The 255-nt window shown below is 56.9% G+C and carries 1 rRNA gene; it reads left to right on the top strand.

The features are described from left to right. Positions 1-255, top strand: a 23S ribosomal RNA gene (locus tag M8006_RS18570); the annotation flags it as partial.

The raw sequence follows: 255 nt of genomic DNA, 5'->3' as shown, positions 1-255 counted from the left end.
TAGCTGGTTCTCCTCGAAAGCTATTTAGGTAGCGCCTCACGTAGCACCGCCGGGGGTAGAGCACTGTTTCGGCTAGGGGGTCATCCCGACTTACCAACCCGAGGCAAACTCCGAATACCGGTGAGTGGCGCGTGGGAGACACACAGCGGGTGCTAACGTCCGTTGTGAAAAGGGAAACAACCCAGACCGTCAGCTAAGGTCCCGAAATCCTGGTTAAGTGGGAAACGATGTGGGAAGGCTCAGACAGCTAGGAGG

The organism is Halomonas llamarensis, assembly GCF_023555005.1.
Classification (GTDB): domain Bacteria; phylum Pseudomonadota; class Gammaproteobacteria; order Pseudomonadales; family Halomonadaceae; genus Vreelandella; species Vreelandella llamarensis.
The sequence above is the reverse complement of the archived record's forward strand: the minus strand, read 5'-3'. Positions and strand labels throughout refer to the sequence as shown.